This is a genomic window from Agrobacterium sp. B1(2019) (assembly GCF_008274755.1).
Lineage (GTDB): Bacteria > Pseudomonadota > Alphaproteobacteria > Rhizobiales > Rhizobiaceae > Agrobacterium > Agrobacterium salinitolerans.
In genome coordinates this window covers 698,771-716,931 of the sequence record NZ_VTPB01000001.1, presented here as the reverse complement: position 1 = coordinate 716,931, position 18,161 = coordinate 698,771, and the positions used below count along the sequence as shown (strand labels likewise).

The 18,161-nt window shown below is 56.4% G+C and carries 18 protein-coding genes; 3 read left to right on the top strand and 15 right to left on the bottom strand.

Translation table 11 applies throughout. From position 1 onward, the window contains the following. Positions 1-147: 147 nt before the first annotated feature. Both AGR1_RS03425 and AGR1_RS03420 read right to left on the bottom strand, forming a co-directional pair. On the bottom strand, positions 148-495 hold the full coding sequence (locus AGR1_RS03425; RefSeq protein ID WP_108081863.1) for a hypothetical protein: 348 nt from the start codon (positions 493-495) through the stop codon (positions 148-150). Between the two features lie 133 nt (positions 496-628). After that, on the bottom strand, positions 629-1,414 hold the full coding sequence (locus AGR1_RS03420) for a hypothetical protein (RefSeq protein WP_149146188.1): 786 nt from the start codon (positions 1,412-1,414) through the stop codon (positions 629-631). 655 nt (positions 1,415-2,069) lie between these two features. Here AGR1_RS03420 and AGR1_RS03415 point away from each other — a divergent pair. Beyond that, complete coding sequence (locus AGR1_RS03415; RefSeq protein ID WP_149146187.1) at positions 2,070-3,536, top strand: type I restriction-modification system subunit M; 1,467 nt, start codon at positions 2,070-2,072, stop codon at positions 3,534-3,536. Between the two features lie 74 nt (positions 3,537-3,610). On the opposite strand, the gene AGR1_RS03410 is transcribed toward AGR1_RS03415, so the two are convergent. The 3 genes from AGR1_RS03410 to AGR1_RS03400 form a co-directional block, all read right to left on the bottom strand. Beyond that, complete coding sequence (locus AGR1_RS03410) at positions 3,611-4,909, bottom strand: MFS transporter (protein ID WP_108081861.1); 1,299 nt, start codon at positions 4,907-4,909, stop codon at positions 3,611-3,613. A 190-nt stretch (positions 4,910-5,099) separates the two neighbouring features. Continuing rightward, positions 5,100-5,531, bottom strand: a complete 432-nt coding sequence (locus tag AGR1_RS03405; RefSeq protein WP_149146186.1) for an organic hydroperoxide resistance protein — start codon at positions 5,529-5,531, stop codon at positions 5,100-5,102. Between the two features lie 162 nt (positions 5,532-5,693). Further along, entirely contained in the window at positions 5,694-6,590 is an 897-nt protein-coding gene (locus AGR1_RS03400; protein WP_149146185.1) for a LysR family transcriptional regulator, read from the bottom strand. Between the two features lie 97 nt (positions 6,591-6,687). Here AGR1_RS03400 and AGR1_RS03395 point away from each other — a divergent pair, with 97 nt between their 5' ends. Continuing rightward, positions 6,688-7,437 carry a glucose 1-dehydrogenase gene (locus AGR1_RS03395; RefSeq protein WP_149146184.1) on the top strand — a complete coding sequence of 250 codons (750 nt, stop codon included), beginning with the start codon at positions 6,688-6,690 and terminating at the stop codon, positions 7,435-7,437. Positions 7,438-7,449: 12 nt separating this feature from the next. Continuing rightward, positions 7,450-7,875 carry a nuclear transport factor 2 family protein gene (locus AGR1_RS03390; RefSeq protein ID WP_108081858.1) on the top strand — a complete coding sequence of 142 codons (426 nt, stop codon included), beginning with the start codon at positions 7,450-7,452 and terminating at the stop codon, positions 7,873-7,875. 113 nt (positions 7,876-7,988) lie between these two features. Here AGR1_RS03390 and AGR1_RS03385 read toward each other — a convergent pair whose 3' ends face one another. From AGR1_RS03385 to wrbA, 10 genes are all read right to left on the bottom strand, one after another. Beyond that, entirely contained in the window at positions 7,989-8,900 is a 912-nt protein-coding gene (locus AGR1_RS03385) for an alpha/beta hydrolase (RefSeq protein ID WP_202048407.1), read from the bottom strand. A 184-nt stretch (positions 8,901-9,084) separates the two neighbouring features. Next, a complete protein-coding gene (locus AGR1_RS03380) occupies positions 9,085-9,864 on the bottom strand; it encodes an alpha/beta hydrolase (protein WP_149146182.1) in 780 nt (259 codons plus the stop codon). Positions 9,865-10,325: 461 nt separating this feature from the next. Beyond that, positions 10,326-11,249, bottom strand: a complete 924-nt coding sequence (locus AGR1_RS03375) for a LysR substrate-binding domain-containing protein (RefSeq protein ID WP_149146181.1) — start codon at positions 11,247-11,249, stop codon at positions 10,326-10,328. Positions 11,250-11,339: 90 nt separating this feature from the next. Then, complete coding sequence (locus tag AGR1_RS03370) at positions 11,340-12,056, bottom strand: nitroreductase (protein WP_108081891.1); 717 nt, start codon at positions 12,054-12,056, stop codon at positions 11,340-11,342. 123 nt (positions 12,057-12,179) lie between these two features. Next, entirely contained in the window at positions 12,180-12,791 is a 612-nt protein-coding gene (locus tag AGR1_RS03365; RefSeq protein ID WP_149146180.1) for a glutathione S-transferase family protein, read from the bottom strand. 105 nt (positions 12,792-12,896) lie between these two features. Then, positions 12,897-13,784: a tryptophan 2,3-dioxygenase family protein gene (locus tag AGR1_RS03360; protein WP_108081853.1), complete on the bottom strand. Its 888-nt coding sequence runs from the start codon at positions 13,782-13,784 to the stop codon at positions 12,897-12,899. Between the two features lie 11 nt (positions 13,785-13,795). Beyond that, positions 13,796-15,178, bottom strand: a complete 1,383-nt coding sequence (locus AGR1_RS03355) for an amidase (RefSeq protein ID WP_149146179.1) — start codon at positions 15,176-15,178, stop codon at positions 13,796-13,798. Next, entirely contained in the window at positions 15,175-16,293 is a 1,119-nt protein-coding gene (locus tag AGR1_RS03350; protein WP_149146178.1) for an iron-containing alcohol dehydrogenase, read from the bottom strand. Before AGR1_RS03350 ends, AGR1_RS03355 begins: the two co-directional genes overlap by 4 nt. A gap of 38 nt (positions 16,294-16,331) precedes the next feature. After that, positions 16,332-17,495 (bottom strand): VOC family protein, encoded by a 1,164-nt coding sequence (locus AGR1_RS03345; protein ID WP_149146177.1) that lies wholly within the window; start codon positions 17,493-17,495, stop codon positions 16,332-16,334. A gap of 27 nt (positions 17,496-17,522) precedes the next feature. After that, positions 17,523-18,158, bottom strand: a complete 636-nt coding sequence (gene wrbA / locus AGR1_RS03340; protein ID WP_210248733.1) for an NAD(P)H:quinone oxidoreductase — start codon at positions 18,156-18,158, stop codon at positions 17,523-17,525. Positions 18,159-18,161 lie beyond the last annotated feature (3 nt).

The window sequence follows — 18,161 nt, the reverse complement described above, 5'->3', positions numbered from 1 at the left end:
TTACAAACAATATCGGGGAGACTCTGATATCTCGTTTTTTGTCGGTTGTCCGCGCGACGGCACACTCGACCTTAATCCATTCATCTTTCAACTCGTGCAGTTCCTGCACGGGGACGAGAACTGCCATAGAATGACGGTTCGCTTTCTTTACTTCACGGAGTAGCTCAGATATCGAGGCGGCGAGAACGAGAAATTCGACCATGAGATCGTGTTATCTTTGTCCGCTAGATGCACCAGTTGCCTGAGCTCATTTCTGTTTTCCGCGCTATCGATGGCGTTCCAGATCTTTGCCAATCCCACCGCAGACCTAAGATAGCTGTCGAGATGCCCTTCTCTCATAATCCGTCCGAGCCTTGGACCGAGCGTCTCGTCCGGGCGCACATGTTCTCTCCTCCCTGCGAGGGCCATCGGGATATCGCTGCGAAACGTCACATTGCCATCCACGACTCGGAATTCTGGCTCAACGCGATCTTCTACCGCATCCGCCTCCCGCATAATTATTTCAACTGCACCCCGAACCGAGTTTGGACACCCTCACCCGTGCTGTTGATGTTTTGCAAGTCAGAAAAATGCCGGGACGTGTCGTCGAAGTCTGAGATCATCGCCACGGACTCTATGAGCTGAAATCCTAATCACCGGGGCGTTGCATGTGCCGCACCAAAACGGACCGTCGTCGGTTGAGCAATCCGCGGCAAAAACTGGACCTGATCCACGACAAGCTTGAAAAAGGCGAAGGGCCACAATGCTGCGTTACCCCGCAACAATCATGAAGGGTATAGTGAACGTATGTTCGAAATCCTGTTGCGGAACCACGGGCCGCCACGAACTCTTTGTTCAGATATCCAGGGTTGGTCCCACTCTCCGAGTTCCAATCGAGCGTGAAAGGAGCAAGCCCATCGCCGCGGCTCGACCTGAGGACTAGCGGATATTGGCCAGGCGACTGGACTGAACCAAGAAGCCAGATCTCGCACTCCTGCCGCAACTCGGCATAGTAGCTGCAAAATACCACGCCGCCATCGCCAAGTTTTTCCATTCGCGTGTGGAAGCCATCGCGCTCGCGCCAAGCAAGGTATGAACCGGGCGTGTTCTTCGGGGTCCAGTCATCAAAATGACGGTCCGGAACGAATCCTGCCATTTCAACAGACTTCAAGGCTCTTGGGGATGTCTTCGGGGCCTCTACCATATAATCGTTAACCAGATGCGTTACCTTAAAGATAACAAGAAATCTCGTCGGCGCTGCGTGTCGCAGGGCGGCACAAAGACGCCAAGCCTTGACGCAATCGTCGAACGAATGACGGTGTTGAGGATTGAAGCATTCTTCGTATCTAAATAATTCGAATTTCGAACTATTTTCGATGCCGCACGCCGTGAAAAATTGGTGGACTTCCGGGTTCGGCCACGGCGTTTCCACCATGAGATCATGCAGTTAACGAGGTTTAGAAATTTGGGAATCTATTGAATCCAGGAGGTCCTATATCCGCCGTCCGCCGCGCGTCGATGCCGAAGTGGCTTAAAACCTTCGCAAGAGGCTCTGTAGCTGCGAACAACCGCGACATCGTCGCCCGTCTCAATGGAAGTTCCGTATTTCACCTTCAGAGTATCACTGTAGAGCTCTGGGGATATAGATGTCTCTCGCCCGCACTGCGGGCTTGCGACTGTCACGCGAATCCGGTCTATCCCATAGCACGGTCTAATCCTGGACGAGCACATCGGCAATGGAAGCTAAATGTGACTAAGTTCAAAACTTAAATATAGCCCTATCTACACCACCTAATGTCCAATAATCTTCATTATCGGACCCTAGTATTTCCGCTCACAATTTCGAATGATGGACTTAATCTGGGAACATTTGCAAACATGCCTGCCCCGCTTGCCAGTTTGTAGATTTGCGCACGACATGTTGAGATAGATGCGGGCGGAACGAAATCCCCTATAAGCAGTTCATGGGCGCAAAAGGAAAATTTTCCTCCAATCGTTCATTGGCTCTTGTCGCGCTCCAACAATTCAGCCCACAATTGATTATCGGCAACTTCAGCTACGACAAGCTCGTAGGGCTGTCCTGATTCCCCATGAAATTTATCTCTCTGGACGGCGTTCAAGCCGAACCTCTAGGTCAATTCTTTACCCCGGAGCATGTAGCCCAATCCCTCGTCCGCTGGGTTGTCTACGACCCTGGCGACCGTCTGCTCGACCCGTCTTGCGGTGACGGTGCAATTGTCCGACATCATCCGAATTCGAGGGGCATTGAACACGACCCGTTCGCGGCATTGCTTGCTAGGGAGCGAGCACCAACCGCCACAATCGACAACACCGATTTCTTCCAGTGGGCTCTGGTCACGAAGGAACGGTTTCCTTGCGCAGCCGGGAACCCGCCCTTCATTCGGTTCCAAAAGTTCAAGGGAAAAACCAAAATTGCCGCCGAGAACATTTGCGCAGCGCAAGGCGTAAAGCTTGGCAGTCTAAGTTCGACCTGGGCTGCTTTCCTGGTTGCAACAGCCAGTCTCCTTGAGGTCGGAGGGCGAATGGCTTTCGTTGTTCCCGCCGAAATAGGTCACGCCCCCTACGCTAAGCCAATTTTGCAGTATCTCGTCGAGCACTTCAGGACCGTTAACGTTGTCGCCGTACAAAGAAAGCTTTTCCCTAAATTGTCGGAGGATTGCTGGCTACTCCACTGCGACGGCTTTGGCGAGAGGACAACCCACATCGAGTTCACCAAAGTCAGCAGCTTTGAGCCATGTGATCGTCCGCCACCTTCCGGCGAGCGGGTAAGTTGGCGTGACCTTGAAATCAATTGGCAGGGTCGCTTGCGGCCGTTTCTAATTTCGCGCGACTGCCGGGCTCTCTACCAGGAATACAGCCTGCGTTCAGGCACGGAGCGTTTCGGTGACTTCGCGAAAATCAGCATTGGTTACATCACGGGGGACAACGACTTTTTTCACCTGTCTCCAACCTCCGCGCGTTCGTTTGGCATTCCCAGCGAGTATCTGCTTCCGACCGTACGGAGAGGCGAATATCTCCAGACAGATGCAGTAAAAGATAGCACCATCAAGGAATGGATGATTAACGACGAGCAATTTCTCCTGCTTTGTCTCTCAGCGGGACCCGTGCCGGACTCCGTTGTGAAATATCTGGACAGTGACCGCGGTCTTATCGCTCGAGCTCGGTATAAGTGCCGGACTCGGGCAGCTTGGTATTCTGTCCCAGGTGTCATTCGGCCGGATTATTTCCTACAGTATATGTCGGGTGCAGAGGTCCGCCTCGCGCGCAACGAGGCCGGGGCAGTATGTACGAACAGCATTCTCGCGGTGAACATCATCAATCCGGCTTCCGCGACGTTAAGGTTGCCAAGTTGGGGATCAGATTTCGTAAAGCTGAGCTGCGAACTGGAAGGCCATCCACTTGGCGGAGGAATGCTCAAGCTCGAACCAGGAGAGGCTCGGCGGGTGGTTTTTCCGACTCATCACTCCACGGAGAACCGCGGTATTATTCAGGAAGCCGTCCGAGCGCTAAGAGAGTGGCGTCACACGAAAAGCTAGCCTCTGGACCAGATCCTGGCGCAAACAGCTGAGAGTGCGGATCGCAAGGTTCCAGCGGTAGCGAAAATCTCGGTTCACGCCGGAGATATCGCTCCATTGCGCGATGTGTTGTTGGCCTCCAGCCAAGGTACCCCCAGCATTCCCACGGCTGTTGTAACCATCATGATGTATGCAGGAACGAAAGCATCTCCGGTCTTCGAAATCAGCAGTGTCAGAACGAACTGCAGCGACGCTCCGAATACGCAGACAACCACCGCATAGCTTAGGGACAGCCCGGTGCTTCTCGCCGCAACGGGTAACGCAGCCATCATCGCACCGAAGCTAGCTCCTCCACTTAACATCGACAGAAACGGGAGGGCGGTGCTTAGGAGGATCACACCATAAAGAGATCCCTCCGCGGCCCAAAAAAGTGGATAGACGGTTATCAACAGAATGGCGCGAGATATGTAGATGATCGAACGCGAACCATGGGCGTCAGCGAGGACTCCACCCGCAACCGAGCCGATGCAGATGAAGAGGCCGACTAGGGCTGTTGCCAGAAAGGACATCTGCGCGGGCATTTTGAGTGTGGTGAGAATGTATGTGTTCATGTAGGCGCATACGTAGACGGCAATCGTACCGAAAGCGATCTGGGTTAAGATAGCTATCAGAACCTTCGGATACCCGACCACCAAACCAATCATCTCCTGGGTAACCCTCCGTTCATCGTGGCGGTCAGCAGTAAACAGTGTTTCGGGAATCCTCCGACGGAGGACCAGAGCGATCAGCAACACAACGGAACCTATCAGAAAGGGAAGCCGCCAGCCCCAATCGACAAGAGATACCGGGGACATCGAGACGCTGAGTGCTAGGCCGAATGCCCCCGCGAACATCGTCGCCAATCCTTGGATGGCTGGCTGCCAGCTGGCGTAGAGGCCCCGCCGGTTCAAGGGAGCGAGCTCGTAGACGAGCGCGGTCGAAGGACCGACCTCCCCGCCAAAGGCAAAGCCCTGTATTAGACGGGCGATCACCACTGCGACCGAAGCGAAAATGCCGACCTGTCCGTAGCTCGGCATCAAAGCTATGATGAGGGTGGTGGCGGCCATCAAGGTTGCAGTCAGAACGAGAGCCGAGCGCCTTCCCCTTCTGTCGGCATAGGTACCAATTATCAGGCTTCCGAAGGGTCTGGTAATGAACCCGGCACCGAAAACCGCAACAGCGGCAAACACTTCTAGCTGGGGATTAGAGTTCGGGAAAAACGTATGACCGATCGCGAATGCGTAAATCCCAAATAGCGTTACATCGTAGAACTCGATGCCACTGCAAACAATGGCCGCCACTGCCCCTCGGAAAGAAATGGCTGAACCGTGCCTGTCAGGTTCTATCGCAGACATCGCCGCCTCCGCTCTCGTTGACTCGATGAACAGAATTCCTGGCGATGTCTCAAGGTAAACCCTCGTTTAGGTTGATTTGGCGAACTTGCCCAATTCCCTATCCATGCAAATTCTTTACGGCGACACCCCTAGACCAAACGGCCGTCCCGAGGACGGCCGCGACTCCAAAATGGAGCGTTGCTGGACACGATCAGGTCCGGATGGTGAAGTCGACATCAACACTTGCTTTGATAGCGTTCGAATAAGGGCAGATTCCATGCGTGACCTCGACAAGATGCTTGGCGTCTGGTTCGCTCAAACCGGGTAGATAAACGTCAAGCGCTGCCGTAATGCCGAAACCTCCTTCAGAGCGTGTTCCAATTCCAATGGTGGAGGACACCGTCGAGCCCTCGGGAACCTTTGACTTCAGCTCCGATGCGCCAACCCGCAATGCGCCAAGGAAGCAGGCGGAGTAACCGAGCGCGAAGAGCTTTTCTGGGTTCGCGCCGTCTCCGCCCGATCCGCCAAGCTCTCTCGGAACGACAAGCTGCAGTTCGAGCGTACCGTCGGCGAGCGCGGTTTTACCGTCGCGCCCTCCTCCGGTCGCTGTCGCGCTGGTCTTATATTTTGCCCGGACTGACATGTTCTCTCCTTTCGCCGACAAGACAAGATGAAGAACAATCCATTGGCCCGGTGCTGTCGAGGGAAACCTAGGTATACCTGTGCCACGTCAATGGCTGGATTGGTGGTTTTCAGCTTCCCATGGAGGAGAGGACCGCCTCCGAGATCACCCGTCAGGTACGCATCATTGACGCGAGATATTATTAATTTCGTTGGCAATGAACTCGCACATTGCCCGCACCCTTAGCGGTACAGAACGACGAAACCCGTGCAACGCGTTGAGCGGAAGGGAGGGCAGCTCCAGCTCGGGAAGCAGCTGCACCAGACGCCCAGCTTCAATATCGTCCGCCACAACGAACTTCATGAGATGTGCGACGCCTATACCATGCAAGGCGGCAGCCTGTAGGCCAAATCCGGAATCACACTCAATCGGACCGCCCGGCGCAATCCTGCTACCGTTCGAGAACAGGACTTCAAATGGTCCGCCCGGGACGTAGTATTTTGCAAAGGGCAACCTAGCTAGGTCTTCGATGTTCATCGGATTGCCGTAACGCTTCAGAAGCGATGGAGCCGCGACAAGCACCATCTCCATCTCGGATAACTTCCTTGCGATCAGTTCGCTCTCGGGGACACGGCCGACGCGAAACACGACATCGTAGTCTTCGCGAATAACGTCCACGAACCTATCTGTGACACCGACGACCATGTTCAGGTCGGGATGACTCGCGGCGAAGTCTTTCAGCAAGGCGTCCATGACGACGCGTGCAATCTCGCTTGGAAGACTGATTTTGAGCCTACCGGAAAGCCCCGTTTGCCCCCCAACAACATCACCTGCGGATTGCAGCTCCCTCAGCAGCGGTGCGATGCGATCGAAAAGCATTTGCCCGTCGTAGGTAAGCACGAGAGCACGCGTCGAACGCAAGAATAGACGCGCGCCGAGGACCCTTTCAATGCGTGCGACGCTCTTTGAAATAGCCGAGGGTGTCGTCGCCATATGCCTTGCCGCGGCACTGAAAGACCCAGTTTCCACTGTCCTGACGAAGGCAATCAGGTTGGCTGTTTCGGTGAGTAAGTTAGTCATTTGAGCCTGGAAGGAAGAGATCCTGTGCCAATTGGAGTTCTAATGAGGGTCGGGCATGCAGCTTACATACCGTGCATTACAACGGAGTAAGAAGGCAATGCAGAAGCTGAAAAACAAGGTTGCTGTCATCACGGGCGGGAACAGCGGCATAGGCAAGGCTACCGCCGCCATGTTCGCCAGAGAAGGAGCCCAGGTTGTCATCACCGCACGAAGGCAAGATGTCCTGGAAAATGCGGTTCAGGAGATTGGACATGACGCGCTTGGCATCCAAGGTGACGTGGCTGATCTGGAACATCATGCGGCGGTGGCTTCGAAAGTTCGAGAGCTTTTCGGAGCGGTTGACATCTACATCGCGAACGCGGGGATTATCAACCTTACGACGGCCGATAAAGTAACACCGGATGAATACGACAAGCATTTCGCGGTGAATACCCGCGGAGTATTTTTCGGGGTTCAAGAAATCCTTCCAGTTATGAGGGACGGCGGCAGTATTGTGATTACGAGTTCGCTTGCCGCCTCCAAAATTCTGCCCAATCACACTCTGTATGCCGGGACGAAAGCCGCGATAGCTGCATTCGCCCGCAACTGGGCATTGGAGCTGAGAGACCGGAAGATCCGTGTCAATATCCTGAGCCCGGGGCCAACAGACACAGCAATCCTCAGCAAGTTGGGTATCTCCGACGCGGACCGGCCCTCCCTTGAGGCAGAGCTAGCACGCACCATTCCTGCAGGTCGCCTTGGGACGCCCGAAGAACTAGCAAACGCCGCCTTCTTCCTTGCTTCTGACGCGGGAAGTTTCGTCAACGGAATTGAGCTGAACGTCGACGGCGGCATGTCTATCACGTGAAAGGATGAGAAGATGAGCAAATTGAACCAGGAAATAGTAGAATTCATTGATCGGCTCGCGGACACGGGCAGCCACTATCGAATGGACGAGATGGACGATCTTTACACCGATGATCTCGGCTTTCTCGTTCTGACCGCTGAGGGTGAGGTGGCGCGCTTCTCGAAGTCCGAGATGTTCGCCGAATTCCGTTCCCGCCGAGACGCTGGAGAGGAACCACTGTCGACAGAAAAACGTATCCTCCACATTGAGGAGCAAGGTAACCAAGCAACTGCGCTTCTCTACAGGAGAATGAGCCAGCATGCAGATCCTGCCCTCTATGAATTGCGTCTCGTGAAGAAGGACAACGGATGGAAAGTCGCGGGAGAAACGGTTCTCCCGTGGCCCGACCTTTCTTCAGCAAAAGGCTTCCTTCCGCCTAGAGCGCAACCACAACGTTGATCGGTGCAAGGTCGCGCGACAGCAGGGTCACCCTGGGCCCGCTGTTGCGTCGACCCTGCGGAACGCGCACCTCCATTCCGAAGCCGCAGCTAAAACCAGGGATCCACACAGCGTCAGGTTAGTGAGGCGACTTCCAGCACAGCGTCTGCGAAGGCAAGTGGCGCTTCCTGGGGCAGGTTATGCCCAACGCCTTTCACGACCCGATGAACTCTTTTAGCAGAGAACTTGTTCGCGGAGGCGGTTCCGTCGGTAGCGGCCACGACCCCGTCGGAATCACCGTCGAGGGTAACAGTCGGCACGGTGATGACAGGTTGTTGGGCAAGTCGCCGTTCCAGTTCCGCATACTCAGGGTAGCCCGAAGCGCCACCCAGACGATGACGGTAGGAATGGATCACCACATCAACGTAGTCCGGGTTCTCGAAGGACGCCGCACTTCGCTCAAAGGTTGGCTTGTCGAAGCGCCAGGTAGGGGAATTGTCATGCCACATGATCTCGGCAATTTCTTTTCTATGCGCCTCCAGCCCCGCCCTGCCCCGCTCAGTTTGGAAGTAGAACTGATACCAGAATCCGCGCTCCACCCCGGCAGGAGCGGGCTGCGCCGACTTCGCGATGTCCTGGATCAAATAGCCGTTGACGGAAACGAGGCCTGAGCATCGGTCAGGCCATAGAGCCGCGGCAACGCACGCTGCCCTTCCGCCCCAGTCGTACCCGGCGAATACTGCCTTCTTGATCTTCAGGGCATCCACCAAGTCCAAGAGGTCTCGTCCGATAGCGGCTTGTTGCCCCGCGCGCGGAATATCTGCGTCAAGGAACCTAGTGTTACCATGCCCCCTCAGGTGCGGGACGATAACGCGGATGCCTTTGGATGCCAAAAGTGGCGCAACCTCGCGATAGCTCTGGATGTCGTATGGGAAGCCATGCAGGAGGATGGCTGTTGGTCCGTCTGAAGGACCGATTTCATAGTATCCCACTTCCAGGACACCTGCTCTCACCTGTTTCGGGGCCCCGAGGGTGTCTGTCTTCATGTCGTTACCTTCGGCCGCTACAGCGGCTCTCGATAAGAGGAGTGGCAGAGAGGCGGCTGCGGCACCAGCCACGCCAGCAAGCACCAAGCTTCGGCGGCTTATCGTGCTGTCGTTGAACATTTTCTGCTCCTTACATTGCCATTCAGGTGCGACGCTAAGCTCATGAGCCCACGCACCGGCGAACTCAATCTCGGCGAGCCGCGTCCTCGATCAGACGGGTAACCGTGGTGGGGTTGGAGACCATTACGACATGCGAGCCGCCTTTCACCACGACGGTGCCCTTGGAACCTGCTCGTTCCGCCATCCAACCTAACGCCTTTGGGGGAATATTCTTGTCGGCGTCGCCGTACACGAACCAGGAAGGAATTGATTTCCACGCCGCGCTCACCGACGGTTCAGAAAGGGCCGCCTCAGTTATAGGGCGCTGGGTTGCAGCCATCAGGTCGGCCTGGGCAGTGGATACATCAGCGGCGAACTGCTCGTGGAACCTAGACTGTTCAATGTATAGGTCTTTTTGGCCTCCTTCCAGAACGACGGGCTTGGCCAACGACGAGCCTAAGGTACTGCCGGGAAACTTGCCCGACAGCTCAGCCGCCGTTTCACCGCGTTCCGGAGCGAAAGCCGCCACGAAAACCAAAGCTTTGACATTGCTCTTGGGAACCGCCGCGTCATTGATGACGGAGCCACCATACGAGTGCCCGACCAGAACAACCGGACCTTCAATCCCGGCGACGACCCGCCGGACATAGTCGGCGTCGAATTTGACGCTACGGAGAGGGTTTGCCACGGCTACCACGGGAAAGCCGTCCTTCTCTAGCTCGCTGATGACACCATTCCAGCTCGAAGCGTCAGCGAAGGCCCCGTGCACAAGCACGACAGTGGGCTTTGCGTCAGCAGCGAGGACAGAACCTGCTGTTGCGTTAAGGAGAGCGGCAAAGAGACTCGCCTTAATTACCTTCATCATTTTCGCATCCTTCCATTTTCAGGGCGCTATCAACTTTCCAGCCGACGCCTGGACAACCTCGCGGTCATCAGTGTGATCTTTCGTGCGGAGCAGGATTTGAGCATGCTGCTGCTCGTGCAAGCTTCTGTGATCACGGACAATTCGTCTGGTCACGCGTTGCAATTTAAGCATCTGCTGCTGCCGGGACAGCTATACGGTGGTTTGGTCCGTGCTAGTTGCAGGCATGCGAAAATGTTGAGCGTGATGCTAAGGGTTCCCGATCACAACCTCTGTCAGACTTGCCAGCAAAGGTGGAGAGAGGCGTCTCCGTCCGGCCGTCCCGAACGTTTCCACTGGATCGGGGCGTCAGTATCGACACCTGCGCGGCCTTGCTTCGACAACAATTAATTGCCAACCTGGATTGCCTGAATGCCGTCAAGAGACTTCGCAACAACGGCTCAGCGCGCAGGGACGCTAGCTTGCTACCATCGGACGGCGTCTTCCGAGAACTCCGTGATCTTCGGTATCTCGGCCGCTAGGAAGTCCACCAGAGCGCGCACGGCAGGCGGAAGTCCTTCTCTGTGCGGCATCACGGCGGACATTCGGGCGTCCGCTGTGATCCAGCCCGGCATGAGCTGAACTAGCCTACGGTCGGCCAGTTCGTCCTTACATATATAGCCCGGTAGCGCCGCGATCCCGAGATCGGCACAGGCCGCTTCCTTCAGCGCCACCATGTTGTTGCTGAGAAATCTCGGATCAACGGCGATCTCAAGCATGGTGCCCTCACCGTTCTGCAATTTCCAAACACCACTGGTTCGGCCGACCATCGAGATCGTCTCATGTCGGACCAGATCCTCGGGCGCGATCGGGGTACCCTTCTCTTTCAAATACCCGGGACTGGCGAAGAGACACCATGGCACTTTCGCGATCGCGCGCTGTACCAATCCGGAATCCTGTAGTGGCGTCACATGCCCTCGTAGCGCGAGATCGAAACCTTCACCGACAATATCTATCAACCGATCGGTCGTGATCTCTACAATCCGCACCTTAGGATACTTGTTGAGGAAGGTTGGAAGGAGGTGCTTTAGGGCAAACTGCGCGATCTCGACCGCGGTAGTTATGCGAATTGTCCCGCTGGGTTCAGACACCCGCTGGCGCACGACCTGCTCCGCAAGTTCGGCTTCACGCAGGACCTGTGTTGCGTACCGATAGAACTCGGTGCCAACTTCTGTCATGCCGAACTGTCGGGAAGTCCGGTTAAGAAGGCGAACACCAAGATTCATTTCGAGTTCACGCATACGATGGCTGAGTGTGGACTTCGGCAACCGGAGAGAGTTTCCGGCCGCCGTGAACCCACCTCGATCCACGATTTGAACAAAATAGTAGACGTCACGTAAGTCGAGCATCAAGACTCCTGCCAGCCGCCAATTTTACAGGTCTCGCGAACGTTCGCAATCCTTAAGGCAGTCTGCAGGACGGTGCGATTGACCGCGCCATTATTGAACGAAGTCAGCGACTTCTTCCAGCGAGAGCTTCTCTATGGCCATATTGTTCTCGGCCCGGCTATTGTCCGCGTATCCGAGCGACATACCCGCGACCACCATGTCAGTGTCTGGGATCCTAAGTTCTTGCTTCAGCAAAGAATGCTGGAGAGACCAAATCTGCTGCGCGCACGTGTCGAGACCTCGTGCCTTGGCGGCCAGCATGATGTTCTGCAGGAAACAGCCATAGCAGATAAAGCTTGCCCACTCCAGCCGACGGTCCATGGTGAAGATTAGGCCGACGGGAGCGTTAAAGAAGCGAAACTGGCGCTCGACGTCCTTTGCGCGCCCATATCGATCGCTACGGGGTACCCCCACGGCGTCACCCAGCTGCCCACGGAACGTGTTGAACCTGCTCAAGTATGGTTCGTGCAGCGGCTGGGGGAAAAACGGGTACTCCGGCGCTAGTTTCTCCGGTCCAGCACGAAATATCTCTACCGCTTTCTCCGTTATTCTATCCCTTGATGGGCCCATGAGAACATAGCAGCGCCAAGGCTGCGTGTTACTGGAGCTGGGAGCGTACCGGGCGATGGATAGTATCTCCCGAACGACATCCACCGATACCCCCCTGTCGAGGAAACCTCGTTTAGCCGTGCGGTCTTTCATCACGCGGTCCACGAAGTACGCAGCGGAGGCCTGATCGGTTTCTGTATGCTGGATCTTTGCGTTCATTCTCATTCCCCTTCTTATGCTCTTACGGCACTACGAGAGTACGAGAACCAGCCTTGATGAAAAGGCGCAACGATTGCACGCATCGTTCAGTATCGCGAACGCCGACATCATCGGAGGTCGGCTCTACGTCTGCACATCCTGCAGCAGGTCAATCCATCTTGGTTGGTTCCTCACGGAGGCGAGCCAGCGGGCAATATTCGGGAATGGCCGCATATCAAATCCACCTTCATGGGCCAGCGACACATAGGGAAAAACCGCCAAATCGGCTAAGGAGTAGTTTTCTCCGACGAGCCAGTGGTGACCGTCTAGACAGCGGTCGAGTTTTTCCAGAGCCCTGGTGCCTTCCGTCAGCATTCGCGCCATGTCATCGACTTTTGCTTCGGCCTGCCCCCTGATGCGGTACATCCGAGAAAGAGCAAGGGGCTTCTGGAGATCAGCCTGTTCGAAAAACATCCAGCTATGCACGTCAGCCCGTTGCAGACGATCGTCGGGAAGCAACGGAGAACCTTCCGCTAGGTAGAGCAAGATTGCTGCAGACTCGACGATGGTGGTCCCGTCATCGAGTTCCAGCACCGGAATTCGTGAGAATCGGCTCTTTTGGACGAATGAAGGCTCCCTGGTGTCGCCGCGTTCGAGATCGAGCGTCACCCTTTGGAACGGCGTCCCCAGGTAGCTTAAAAGAAGCCTGACCTTCCATGAATTACCAGACAGGCGGCTGTCATATAGTCGTAGCATCGAATGGATCCGTCATATGAAGATCCATTGATAACGTCTTCCTTCGCCTTTGGCTATCACTTCGTAAGGACGGAAGACCGGCAGTCCCGGAGCCGCTTGATGCAATTATCTATGATGAGGACATGCCAATGGAATTTCTCCGGACTGAGGATCACCAATCGAAGTTCTTGCGCTCCAAAGTTCGGGGAACGGCAGTTCTTCCAGCGTTGGTGTCAGCCACGCGATGCCTTCGCTTCCGAAATACGCCATTCGCTTGCCGAATGTCCGACGCGTAGCCATCAGGTGATGGTATTTCCAGTTGGTGAACTCCTCTGCGACATCCGCGAGGACCTCACCGAGATCCTTCAGGTCCTGGTCACACGAAGCATATACTGCTTTCCATGCCTCCTCCACTTCGGGAGAACAGGTCGGTGGCGAAGCAGGGTTCCTGGTGAGGACGTCGGAGGGAATAGAGAAGCCACGCCGTGCAAGGTAGGCGATAACGTCATCGTAGAGACTGGGTTCCGCCAGAACCTTCTCAAGCTGCCTCATACGATGAGGCTGCGGCTCAAAATGTCTCAGATGCTCCGCTTGCTTGATGCCCATCAGGTAAACCATATGCCGGTAAGTCCAGCCTTGAAGAGCCGTGTCCTGACCGTGTTTCTCAACAACCTTCGAAAGCATTGACAGGAGGTCGGCTGGCGTCATCCAGGAAATCGACTTCCACGTCGCGTTGAGCGGAGCATGATGCCCTACGACCCGTCGTAGGGTTCGGACAGCTTTACGGATATCGTTCTGCCGAAGCTGCTGCTGTGCCATTTCCATCTCTCGGATGATCAACATCCAGCACAGTTCGGAGATGTGGACCGTGACGATGAACCCATATTCGCCCGGATGATCTCCCACTGTTTGCTGAAGACAATGCAGTTCGTCTACCTTTAACCACGCGCTATAGGGGGTATGGCCTTCGGGTGTGCCTGCGGGCCAGGTCCTGTTCTCGATGTGATTTTTCATCGTTCGTCCTCCTAGTAGTCTGATGCTCTTGGGCGGAGTAGCTTTTCCAACGCGGCGGCCGCCCGTAGAAGGCGGGCATCGGAGCACGGACGCCCCACGATCTGTAGACCTGCGGGCATCGCTAGCTCGGGATGCTGCATTGGGATGCTGACGGCCGGACACCCGGAGAGATTGAAAGCGCAGGTGTATGCCATAAGCGCCTCCCGGACGGAGCCACTCCAGGCATTGATGGACAAGTTAGCTGTGCCTCTTTTGGGAGCGATGCAGGGTGTAGTTGGAAGTAAAAGGAATTCTGCGTCCTGAAAGAGACCGAACAAGCGAGCATTAAATATCCTCCGGCGCTCCTGTACCGCGGCATACGAGGAGAGTGTTAAGCCTTCTGCGGCCACTACTCTATCAGCCGTCTCCTTCGAGCAGTAACGCCGCAGAAAATCGACCCCGTGTCGCATCAGATGTACTGCTGAAGCCTCGAAGCGTACCGTTGACGCAAAAATTTCATAGGCTTCCGAAGTGACCGCTCCGCCGCGAGCGGGAAGCAGTTCGTAGCGGCTACTCACCCTGTCCAAGGCTGCTTGGAAGGCCAATCCAACTGCATACTCCGCTGGCACGGCCGCCTCCTCGTGAGCCGAAGCGAAGGTAGGGCTAGCACCTGCGAGAAGCCCGGACAGGTCAATACCGCATGCCTCCGCGATGATGCTCACGTCCTCAACCGTAACGCCAAGGATGCCGACGTGGTCAAGTGATGGGGAAAGCGGAAAGATACCTTCCACAGGGATGACTCCGTAACTGGGCTTGTAGCCGACGGTGCCGCAGAGCGAGGCTGGAATCCGAACAGAGCCTCCCGTATCCGTTCCAAGTCCTACCCGAACCGCTCCGGCTGCGATAGCGGCGGCAGCGCCTCCGCTTGAGCCGCCAGGTGTACGAGACCCGTCAAAAGGATTAAGCGTGTCGCCCAGCGCCGCGCTCTCCGTCGTCACGCCCCACGCGAATTCATGTGTTGTTGTCTTTCCAATCACGACTGCGCCCTCGCGCCGGAGGCGCTCAACGACAGCCGCATCACGAGAAGGGACGTGACCAAGATAGGCAGCCGAGCCGTACCCCGTTTCCATTTCTCGCGTGTCGATCATGTCCTTCACGGCTATCGGAAGTCCCTCCAAGGGTCTCTGCCGTCCGGAGCGGAGCCGCACATCCGAGGCGTCGGCCTCATCGAGTGCGGTGTTGGATAGGGACGAGAAGGCATTGATCTTCTCGTTGCATGATCGAATGCGCTCGAGCGCCATTTCTGCGGCGTAACGTGCGGTGACCCAGCCTTCCCTTAACGAAAGCAGCAGTTCACTAACGGATTGATCCGCAGTAAGAAGGCCATTCGAACCGTTGTTTTCGACAGCGCTCACCACATCGCCTCCAGGAGCGGTGGCAGCTTCTCCTCTGCCCCGGGACCGAGGTCACGGACCTCGTCAGGGTAGTTTTCCTGCAGAAGAGACGCGACCTCGGGCAGTGCCTCTCTCGCTAGCCTAAGGTCGCTGAGGGTGGAAGGCAGGCCTAAATGTTTCACCGTCTGGGCTATAATGCGGGCCAAATACTCTCCCGGGGCAGCTGCGTGCGCTTCCGGTGCGAATGGGCGCAGTTTGCTTCCATAGAACGCTGAGGTAGCGGACATGACCGGGGCAAGGGTGACACAGGAGGTCATGCTATGGGGCAACTCGAAAGTCCCGCCAAGTATGTGGCCGATGCGATGGCTAAGGCCGTAAACAACCGAGGCGGGGTAGAAATAGCAGTGCCACGCGCTGAGCTGGAGCGCGAGAATATCGTCGAGCGTCACCAGTCCCTTAGCTAACGCGTCTTCCGTTTCCAGCTGCTCCGGCCAATTTCCGAGGACAGACAGGAACGTGCGAACCCCTTGAGCCGCCAGGATCGCATGCGGATGCTCCGTTCCCACTTTCCTCATTCCCTCAAGTGCGTGGTCCAGCCCTTTGATGGCGGACGAGAGCAGGAGTGGTCTGGGTGTTCTCCGCATCAGTTCGGGGTCGATGATGACGTGTCGAGGCGTCGTGTCCCGCACAGCGTAACTGCGCTTGAACCTAGTCCCTCCACTCGTCTCAGTTATGCCGAAGTAGTGAGAGAATTCCGATCCTGAAAGAGTGGTGGGAAGCGCGACGATCGGGAGGAAGCTTCCCGTTTCCAGGTGGTGTGCATGCGAGACCGCCTTGGCGGCGTCAAGCACGGACCCTCCGCCGCAAGCGACTATCAGACCCGCTCCTGCAGATTTTGCAGCGTCCAACGCCGCCTCAACGGCGAAATCGGGAACATGCGGAGGGAAATCCAGATACCTTGAACATGTCTCCCCAAGGCCAGGCGCGACAGTTTCCTCCAATACGTCTACCAATTCCGGGATGCTGAATAGCATCGGTTTCTGCGTGAATTGGTCCCTAACCTGACGCAACGCGGGCGCAACTACATCCTTTCCCCAGATCACCGAGGACTGGGGAAGGAAACGAATCTCGCTCATCTGGGCTCTCCCCTGCTTAGTGAACCAAATCGCTTGGCTTAGGCTTGGACTGGCACTGGAGCTGGGCGGAACGCTATATGGCGTTCGATAGCGGTGCGATCGGCCTCCTGGTCTTCGGGCAGGCACAACTTCCTGCCCAACTGGCCCGGCTCCTCATCAATGGCGAACTCGCTCGGGGTCGACAGCGCGCAAATGTGGCCATCAGGATCACGGAAGTAAAATTGCTTCGCGTAGGGAGTTGCCTGAATTAGGGAGACGTTTACGCCGAGACGGGACAGTCTTTCGTGCTGGTCCGCAAGCGCAGCGTCATTTTCGACATTTAGCGAGAAGTGGTGAGCCAATCCGGTACCCAGTCTCCCCGGCTTATAGCCCGGTAGGCCAAAGAAAGTCAGCACTGAGCCCGGCGAGAGGTCATCGTCGCAGCCATAGTAGAAGTGGGTGCCACCCTTCTCGTCGAGATAATCTGTCTTCTTGATCAAGTGCAGCCCGACCGTCTCAACGAAGAACTTCTCGGTCCGCTCAGCGTTGCTGGAAACTGAGGTGATGTGATGGAAGCCACGGAGCGCGAAGTGCGGAGTGATCGTCTCCACAGGCTCGGGCCAGGTTTCTGACGCCACAGAGAGTTCGTCGCGTCCCCCGATGAGGTTCTCCTTCGGTTGCGGGCGAAATCCCGAGCCCAAAACGGCCTCGTCGTGGCCAAAGCCAGGCTCACTGGTAGCGATTTCGATGATCGCTCCGTCCGGGTCGCGGAGGTAGATGGCGTGGAAATAGTGGCGGTTGTAGGGGCCAGTTACGTGAACCCCGTGATCAGTGAGGCGGCGCTTCCACTTGAGAAGTCCGTTTCGGTCGGGGACATGCAGCGCTAGATGGTGGTTGGTACCAGCGCCCCAGCGACCCCTCGGATCCCCGGCCCGGGGAGAGGACACGCCATCAGCAGCTTGCTGAGGATCGACGAAACCGGCTTCAGGCATCATGTAGAAGATGGGGTTCCATTCAATGTAGTTGATCGTCTCGTGCCGCTTTTTTTCGCCAGGATGTTCAGCGAAGCCGAACGTGATCACGGGCAAGCGGCTGTCAAGATTGTGGACCGTCCTCTTGACGACTGGCAGACCGAGCAGTTGGGAAAAGAAGTGCTCGGTACGGCGGATATTCGCGGACACGAAGGTCTGGCTGTTAACGCCTTTGATGATCATCTCATTCATTGCTCCACCTCTTTTTAGTTGTCTGGTTTAGGCCGAAAGCCGTTCGTCTTCCGCCGAAGCTCTGGCCTCGAGCAGGGCGCTGGCCACGTGGGCGACACGGTGGCCTTGGTAGCGGGCTACCGCGAGGTCAGCCTCGCCTGGAGCCACCGTGTCCCGAGCCGAAACGTGCGTCGCGCCGTAGGGAGTACCGGCCGCAAACATGGATGGATCAGAGTAGCCGAGAGGGACGATGATCAGGCCGAGATGGGCCATCGGTCCATACAGCGACAGCAGCGTCGCTTCGTTTCCTCCATGCTTGGAGGAAGTAGACCCGAACACCGAACCAGCCTTTCCGTTAAGCTTGCCCTGCATCCAGAGGCCCCCTAGCCCGTCGATGTAAGCTTTCAGTTCCGAAGAGACGGATCCGAATCGGGTAGGCGTTCCGAAAACGATCGCGTCCGCCCAGTCGGCATCCTGCTCCGTAGGAGCTTCGTACTTCTCGTTCATCGCATCAGCGGCCACGCCCCACCCCGGCACGGACTCCATGATCTCCCGCGACACCAACTCCCGGGCGCGCCTCAGCCTGACTTCTGCTCCATTTGAACGCGCCCCTTCCGCTATCGCATTGGCGAGGCTTTCCGTTGATCCATTGCGTGAATGGAATACGATCAACACCTTGGGCATCTT

Bases quoted from the DNA above. Each gene is read 5' to 3' on its own strand.
- AGR1_RS03425 (WP_108081863.1), bottom strand. From the start codon at position 495: ATGCGGGAGGCGGATGCGGTAGAAGATCGCGTTGAGCCAGAATTCCGA.
- AGR1_RS03420 (WP_149146188.1), bottom strand. From the start codon at position 1,414: ATGGTGGAAACGCCGTGGCCGAACCCGGAAGTCCACCAATTTTTCACG.
- AGR1_RS03415 (WP_149146187.1), top strand. From the start codon at position 2,070: ATGAAATTTATCTCTCTGGACGGCGTTCAAGCCGAACCTCTAGGTCAA.
- AGR1_RS03410 (WP_108081861.1), bottom strand. From the start codon at position 4,909: ATGTCTGCGATAGAACCTGACAGGCACGGTTCAGCCATTTCTTTCCGA.
- AGR1_RS03405 (WP_149146186.1), bottom strand. From the start codon at position 5,531: ATGTCAGTCCGGGCAAAATATAAGACCAGCGCGACAGCGACCGGAGGA.
- AGR1_RS03400 (WP_149146185.1), bottom strand. From the start codon at position 6,590: ATGACTAACTTACTCACCGAAACAGCCAACCTGATTGCCTTCGTCAGG.
- AGR1_RS03395 (WP_149146184.1), top strand. From the start codon at position 6,688: ATGCAGAAGCTGAAAAACAAGGTTGCTGTCATCACGGGCGGGAACAGC.
- AGR1_RS03390 (WP_108081858.1), top strand. From the start codon at position 7,450: ATGAGCAAATTGAACCAGGAAATAGTAGAATTCATTGATCGGCTCGCG.
- AGR1_RS03385 (WP_202048407.1), bottom strand. From the start codon at position 8,900: ATGAAGACAGACACCCTCGGGGCCCCGAAACAGGTGAGAGCAGGTGTC.
- AGR1_RS03380 (WP_149146182.1), bottom strand. From the start codon at position 9,864: ATGATGAAGGTAATTAAGGCGAGTCTCTTTGCCGCTCTCCTTAACGCA.
- AGR1_RS03375 (WP_149146181.1), bottom strand. From the start codon at position 11,249: ATGCTCGACTTACGTGACGTCTACTATTTTGTTCAAATCGTGGATCGA.
- AGR1_RS03370 (WP_108081891.1), bottom strand. From the start codon at position 12,056: ATGAACGCAAAGATCCAGCATACAGAAACCGATCAGGCCTCCGCTGCG.
- AGR1_RS03365 (WP_149146180.1), bottom strand. From the start codon at position 12,791: ATGCTACGACTATATGACAGCCGCCTGTCTGGTAATTCATGGAAGGTC.
- AGR1_RS03360 (WP_108081853.1), bottom strand. From the start codon at position 13,784: ATGAAAAATCACATCGAGAACAGGACCTGGCCCGCAGGCACACCCGAA.
- AGR1_RS03350 (WP_149146178.1), bottom strand. From the start codon at position 16,293: ATGAGCGAGATTCGTTTCCTTCCCCAGTCCTCGGTGATCTGGGGAAAG.
- AGR1_RS03345 (WP_149146177.1), bottom strand. From the start codon at position 17,495: ATGAATGAGATGATCATCAAAGGCGTTAACAGCCAGACCTTCGTGTCC.
- wrbA (WP_210248733.1), bottom strand. From the start codon at position 18,158: ATGCCCAAGGTGTTGATCGTATTCCATTCACGCAATGGATCAACGGAA.